This window comes from Bradyrhizobium sp. CCBAU 11386 (assembly GCF_028128955.1).
Classification (GTDB): Bacteria; Pseudomonadota; Alphaproteobacteria; order Rhizobiales; family Xanthobacteraceae; genus Bradyrhizobium.
Window position 1 is genome coordinate 1 of sequence record NZ_LBKA01000136.1, and the last position, 6,202, is coordinate 6,202.

Annotated in this window: 5 protein-coding genes and 1 pseudogene; 3 read left to right on the forward strand and 3 right to left on the reverse strand. The window is 57.3% G+C overall.

From position 1 onward, the window contains the following. The first annotated feature begins 2,431 nt into the window (after positions 1-2,431). Together XI09_RS09120 and XI09_RS09125 are read left to right on the forward strand one after the other, a co-directional pair. Positions 2,432-2,713 carry a helix-turn-helix domain-containing protein gene (locus tag XI09_RS09120; protein WP_271566541.1) on the forward strand — a complete coding sequence of 94 codons (282 nt, stop codon included), beginning with the start codon at positions 2,432-2,434 and terminating at the stop codon, positions 2,711-2,713. A 159-nt stretch (positions 2,714-2,872) separates the two neighbouring features. Continuing rightward, positions 2,873-3,780: pseudogene (locus XI09_RS09125) on the forward strand (LysR family transcriptional regulator). 244 nt (positions 3,781-4,024) lie between these two features. On the opposite strand, the gene XI09_RS09130 reads toward XI09_RS09125, so the two are convergent. From XI09_RS09130 to XI09_RS09135, 3 genes are all read right to left on the reverse strand, one after another. Further along, a complete protein-coding gene (locus XI09_RS09130) occupies positions 4,025-4,555 on the reverse strand; it encodes a DUF2285 domain-containing protein (protein WP_442869564.1) in 531 nt (176 codons plus the stop codon). Between the two features lie 46 nt (positions 4,556-4,601). Further along, complete coding sequence (locus XI09_RS46085) at positions 4,602-4,796, reverse strand: transcriptional regulator domain-containing protein (protein ID WP_442869565.1); 195 nt, start codon at positions 4,794-4,796, stop codon at positions 4,602-4,604. 163 nt (positions 4,797-4,959) lie between these two features. Then, entirely contained in the window at positions 4,960-5,232 is a 273-nt protein-coding gene (locus XI09_RS09135; protein ID WP_271566543.1) for a DNA -binding domain-containing protein, read from the reverse strand. Between the two features lie 622 nt (positions 5,233-5,854). Here XI09_RS09135 and XI09_RS09140 point away from each other — a divergent pair. After that, on the forward strand, positions 5,855-6,136 hold the full coding sequence (locus XI09_RS09140) for a helix-turn-helix transcriptional regulator (protein WP_271566544.1): 282 nt from the start codon (positions 5,855-5,857) through the stop codon (positions 6,134-6,136). Positions 6,137-6,202 lie beyond the last annotated feature (66 nt).

A 6,202-nucleotide genomic window follows, 5' to 3' on the forward strand; every position in this document is an offset into this window, starting at 1 on the left:
CTCAATCCCCTGCAATCTCAAATGCCGCCGCAACCGGAAAACAGACTCCCAATCAAGTGCTTGGAGGCTTGTTCACGGACAACAGGGTAGCGGGGCTGCCCGCCCACCAAACTGGTCAGGAACGGTCGACAGCACGTTGCGCAGCCTGATGCGGCCTTCACGAATATTGAGGCCAAGCGAATACGAATTTGGCGCGCACCACCCGCTCTCTGAGGCCGATCGTTTAACTGAACAGACTACCAATGCATTATCATGCTGTGCGCACACGCATGCTCTAAGATCAATTTTCTGGGCGCGATGACCGGATTCGTTGAAGTCTGTACTTGCCCCGCCTATACCGCACAGAAAATACTTTGTGCCAGGCTTGGGAGCGATCGGTTCCGCTTTTGGCTGCGCGAGGTAATCTCTGATGACGCTGTTCAGCGGCGCTCAGTGAGCATGTCGGCAAGCGGCCACAAGAGCTGCTTTTCGTTTATGAATTGCCGAAGCTAGCCTGAGTACAGAGCCGTTAGGGTTAGCGAGGCGTGGTAGGACAGCGCCTTATCAGAATGGGACAGCGCCGAGTCACGTTCCTGCTAACCTCAATCTGCAGCGCGGGCGCGGCAGCGATATCGCCCGATCCAACCGATCGGCCCCGAGTCGCGCCCGCGCTGCTTCCGGCCGCTGAGACACGACCACTTCTGGCAGTAGTGTCATGCGTTTCCCGGCGATAGAACCCCGGTCAGTTTGTGCCGATGGAGGCTGACCGTGTTGAAGTTAGCCGATACCTCTTTCAAGTGATCGCTTGCATCTCCTCCCGTCTTACCCCGCCGCATTCTTAACACTCTCATGAGCGGCAGCGTGCCAGCCCTTTTCACGCAACTTTTGCATACCGGCCCCTCCAATTTCTTCACAACGCAGCGGACCAGCTTAGAATTACCAGACGATCTGACCAATTCAGGTAGGTGATTGGCAGTCGTTCTGGGCCTACAACTTGGCAGCACCCTCAAGGGGGCAACGTGTCAGGCTTGATACCGAATCGGGCAAGGCTGGCACAGTTAGCGGCGCGTGGCAGGGACAGCGCTTTGCAGGGATTGAGCGCCGAGTCACGTCGCCGTTAACCTTTGATGTCGTTGGCACGGTAGGGACAGCGTCGTCTTTGAACACTTGCCCACCAGGTAGTGCCCTGCGGTACCTCTCACAATACCACTTGGTAGCACCGCGAGCGGCTTGACCCTCACGGGAGCAAAGGTGGCCAGCTTTGGCTGACCACAGAGGCTTGCGGCATCGGCCAGGAACAGCGCTTTCAGCGTTTCACTACCCGATCGCCGAGCCACCGGCTAGTTTCGCTAGCATAGCGGCTGGCAGGAGCAGCATCGGATTCATTCCATGGCGCGCCAGTCGCGTCTGCGCTGCTCTCCGTGTTCTGCAACAACTCTTTCCTGACACCGTCGTCGCTCTTGGCACCGCTGGGCAACATCGAAGTCTCTCAGCTGAGTGACCTTGGGGTGTGCTGGCCCGCGGCGTTCGAATGGTCTGAACAACGCCCAAGCCGAAACCTCTCAGCTGGCCTCAACCGCGCACCGAATCCAAATTCGTTCGGGCTCATACATGATGGGCAACGATACGCATGGCCATCTGTTCGACTTGATAGTGGCTGATCCAATTCGCGACATCTCGCCGCTTTCAGTCGCGGTATCGCCCGCGCGTTCCAAGTCGACACTGCGAGACTTTGCTCTCTGGACGCCACTCTTGTGGAGTCAATGGCTGCTGCCAATGTAGGTTACGACTTGCAGTGCCGCGTTTGATTTGAACTGGTCGTTATACTTGATAACCCGACCGGCGCGCGTTCCTTGAGCCTCAGCTAAGAGAGTTCGCCGTCGTGCCGCTTGAGCGGACGGGAGAGCCTAAAATTCCGTATCATGGCTGATGGCGGCGTGCGGAACGTCCACAAAGATGTTGTACCGGTAGACGACATTCTCTGAGTCAAGAGAATGGACGAGATTAGGGTCCCTGAACGCGCTGTCTGCGCTAATCCAAGGATAAAGACCACTATAACCTTGGCTGAACGGCTGTCCCTGCGATCGCGATAGTTTGCGCCGGCTCATTTCATCGGAGCTGCAACTCCATTTCGATGAATGGAGGAGCATCGCCTCGCTCAATCAGCATCTTTGTTTGCATGGAGGCCGTTCGTGGGAGTTGGGCAGCGGAATCGAACCGCTGCCGAGGCAGCAGTTCGGGTAAGCTTCGGCCAGCGCCCGGAAGCCTGCGCCGCCGCGAATGAAGGACGGTCGACATACCGGCGCTTGTGCGGGCCGCCCCAGTAGCGTCCGGGAAAGGCGATGCGGTGGCACGCATCGAATAATTCGATCTAAGACTTTCCAACCTGGTGATGTTTTTAGGTAGGTTATAGCCAGTGGTTTGATGACCATCGAAATGGCTGCTTTCGCGCATGAGAGCTCGTGCGCTTGTGGCCTACAATGTGCGGCGGATCCGCGTCCAGCGAGGTATTCCGCAAGAGCAGCTGGCTTACGATGCAGGAGTTGATCGCTCCTATATGAGCGGACTTGAGCGGCAACAAGCGAACCCGACAATCGATCTTCTCGATCGCCTTGCCCAGACGCTCGGCGTAGCTGTCTCCGAGCTGTTTGTTCGGCCATCCAAGGGCGCGCCGCCACCGGCAACGTTACCTAAAGGTCGCAAGCCGAAGCCGGCACGCGGCAAAAGGACTTAGCCCCTGACAAGCACCAACTGAGACGCAGATCTTGTGCGGTACTGGCGCAGGTATCACGCTCCGACGAGGATTTCATGCATGGCCGCCCCAAATACGCGGCGATCTGGCTATGTTCATCGAATAATGTGATGGGTGTTCATTCTGGCGCCGGGGCAGACAATGGCGACTCAAGACGAGGAAGTTCCTTTAAATGCCATCCGCGCGTTTGTGACCGTTGCCCGCGAAGGCAGCGTCACGCGCGCGGCCACCGCTTTGGGAACAACGCAAAGTTCGGTCAGCCGGTATTTGGCTGTACTGCGGGATTATCTGGGTGCTGATCTCATCGAGCGGCGTGGACGGGGCAGCGATTTAACCGAGTTCGGGAGACTATTCGCAAACGCAGTGTCTGAGCCGCTCGAAACGGTCAGCTTCACCGCGAAGAGAATGCGACGCCGTGCAGGCGCAGGAACGAATCGGATTGTGGTCCGCACGTCACTATCGACCTTTGCTTTCTCTCTTCTCATTCCAAATCTGCAGGCTTTCTCTTCCGAAGCGGGTGGCGTTATCGTGGACGTCGTCAGTTCGCTGGCGCCGCCGACATCTTCGGATGATTTCGATATTTTGATTACACGGGATCTTTCCGTCGTCGAGCCCGCCGACAGTTGGGAGATCTACAAAGAGGAGCTGGTGTGCGTCGGCCCGCCAAATCTCGTCGGTGGCAAAGAGCTCTCGATTGTTCGTTCAACCCCTATACTGAACATCACCTCCGCCCCGACATCCTGCCGACATGGCTGAGGGCCATGAACCTGTCTTCAAGTGACATACGAGCGGGCGCGCGGTATGATCACAACTATCTTGCTCTGCCGGCCGTCATGACAGGAAAATGCCTTCTTGTCGCGCCGGAAATCATCGTCAGTGACCTAGTGCGAGGGGGCGCTTTGCAAGTCATCCCTGGCACGCGCGCTCCGAGTGGCATGCAATATCGGGCCTATGCCGTAGATCGCAGCGCGCACCCCGAGATCGCGCGTTCTTTTTGCCGATGGCTGGCTCGTCTTTGCAAAAAGGTCGCACTTGCGCAGGCTGCCTGAGGTCTAGCGGTGTCCCTCAATCCGGTACAGCGGGAGATCAATGCTCAAGGTGAGAGCGCTCAACTTAAGAAAACCATTCGAGCATAGTCGCCTACGGAGATGGCGCTGCTCTGGTGCAGCAATCAAGACTCCAACAGTTAGACATCGGAGCGCAAAGACTTTGTCCTGGCGGCCATCCTGCCATGGCAGGAGCAGAATCGGCTGACAGAGCGGAAGGTAGGCCATTTATTTTCGCCGCAACCCTTTACTTGTCATCCCTGCCTCTGCGTTTGGCGAGCAATGCTCGCCAGCGAAGGCGCATGAGGCGCCGCCCTAGCTTAACAAGTCGAATGGTTCGGCTGCGCAAATCGTCTGTTTTCCAGGCGCGCTCGGCAATACGATGGCCTCCAAACAGGCCTTGCGCGATTTGGCGGTAGCTATTTCCTTTCTGCCATCCATCCACTGCGCGCAGCGCAAGGATCAGCCGACGCTGCTTCAAAGCAGGCAAAGCAAGAGGAGGCATTCCGAGCGCCCGACGCTCAAGGGCAAGCCAAAATCGACGCGCGGCCCCCAGACGAAGCTCGAAATCGGCGTCGAGCGGCAGATCGACAGAATATCCGCTCACCGGAAGCTCTCTTAGCCAAAGGCGATGCTTCGTGCCCCCGAGCGTCACGATCGCATGCCATCCATCCGGCGCACGACGAAGCTCGCTGCCCGGCAGATTGTTGAAATCGAGCTGATAGCTTTTGGGCGCAATGCAGTTGGCTGCCCGCACAGCCAGTACGGTCGGCAGCACCTCGGGTGCCCAAAAGACTGAATGCTCTTCGAAAGTCCTTTGCGGATCAGCAGGAAAACGAGAGCCCCCACTTGCGTCGGAACTGGCCCGCCGCTGCGCTTGAACGTTCGCGGCGAGATAGCCGCTGATAATCCTGTTGGTAGTCGCGATCCCGGCGCAGCCACTCCCAGGCCAGGTCGGCAGCATCCGCCTTCTTCAGACCGCTGTACGCTTTCTCATTTCTCCAGTCAGTATCCGGCATCGCACCTTTCCCGCACAATCTTCAGACGCGGCGAAATGCATCCGATGATTGTGGCTCTTTCCGGTGCTTTCTTATCGTGTACGCGCCTTGCACGCACTTAATCGATGGAATGATCAACTTTTGCGATCGCGACACATTCCGGCGCCGCTGACATCCGCGCTGATCATTGTTTTGGCCAACCGCTACGTAGCAGATCGCGATAGCCGTGGCCCGCTAGCCACTTGGCGCGCGTCAGATGACTTTCGAATGTGCGTCGCGCACGATCCGGTTCAACGGTAGGATCAAGCCCAAGCACAATTCGCGCGATTTCGCGCCAATCTGCCTTGTCCGCGTCCGCATCAAGAAGTCGCATGTAGGCAACAGCGTGCTCCTTGTCATATGACGTGAGCTCGTCGACGCTGGGCGCCAATTCTGCGACCTTCGGCTCGGCTGGCACTGCCTGAAACTCCTACCCAGCTGAAAAGTCTACCGAAATCAGATCAACAATATCTAATTTGAGGTCGTTTTGGTATCCGTCCAATGGTCGCACGCCAACCTTCTTTTCGCGCTGAGACGGCAATCGCATATCGGCTCCCACTGACTCGATGTCTCCATCCGCTTTCACGTTTTCATCGCAGTCCTACTGGAAGCGATTGCAGATCTGCCCCGTAACTAGCTTGTCCTTGCTGTTCTGTTCCTGGCGAAGGCATGGTGCTCCGTGGTGACCGGCCCGGCCGCACTCGTCAAAGGCAATAACCAGAACCGGCCAACTCGGAGAATATTTGTGTCCCTTTCGAGCCATAGTTGAACATTCGTCCCTATCTAGTCGCCATCCCGGGAAAACGCCGCAGGTATCTCTAAGCGCTATTTCTTCTCTGCCGCTCATGGCAAGCAATTGCCCCACGAGAACGCTTGTGATGGTCAACGAGAAGACGGGCACGCGTTCGCTGCGCCTGCATCTCACCGTTGCCTGATTCCTCGAAGCAATTGGGGAAGACAGCCAAAGCTAGTGCGAGCTTATCGTAATACTCTGGCTATAACTAGTGGTTTGATAACCGTCGAAATGGCTGCCTCTGCGCATGAACGCTCGTGCGCTTGTGGCCTGGAATGTGCGCCGGATCCGCGTAGAGCGCGGCATTCCGCAAGACCAATTGGCCTATGATGCCGGGATCGACCGCTCGTACATGGGGCGCATTGAGCAGAAGAAAGAGAACCCGACTATTGATCTCCTGGAGCGGATCGCCGCGACTTTGGGTGTTCACTTGTTCGAATTATTCACGCCGCCGGCTAAAGGTGCAATGCCCCCCAAGCCGATGTCCAGAGGGCGGAAGCCGGCACGACTTGGCCGAAACAAGACGTAGTCATCGAGCAAGCCGGTTTCGGCTAACGCCAAGCCAGAATCGAGCCGGAGCGGCCCACGTGTTTCA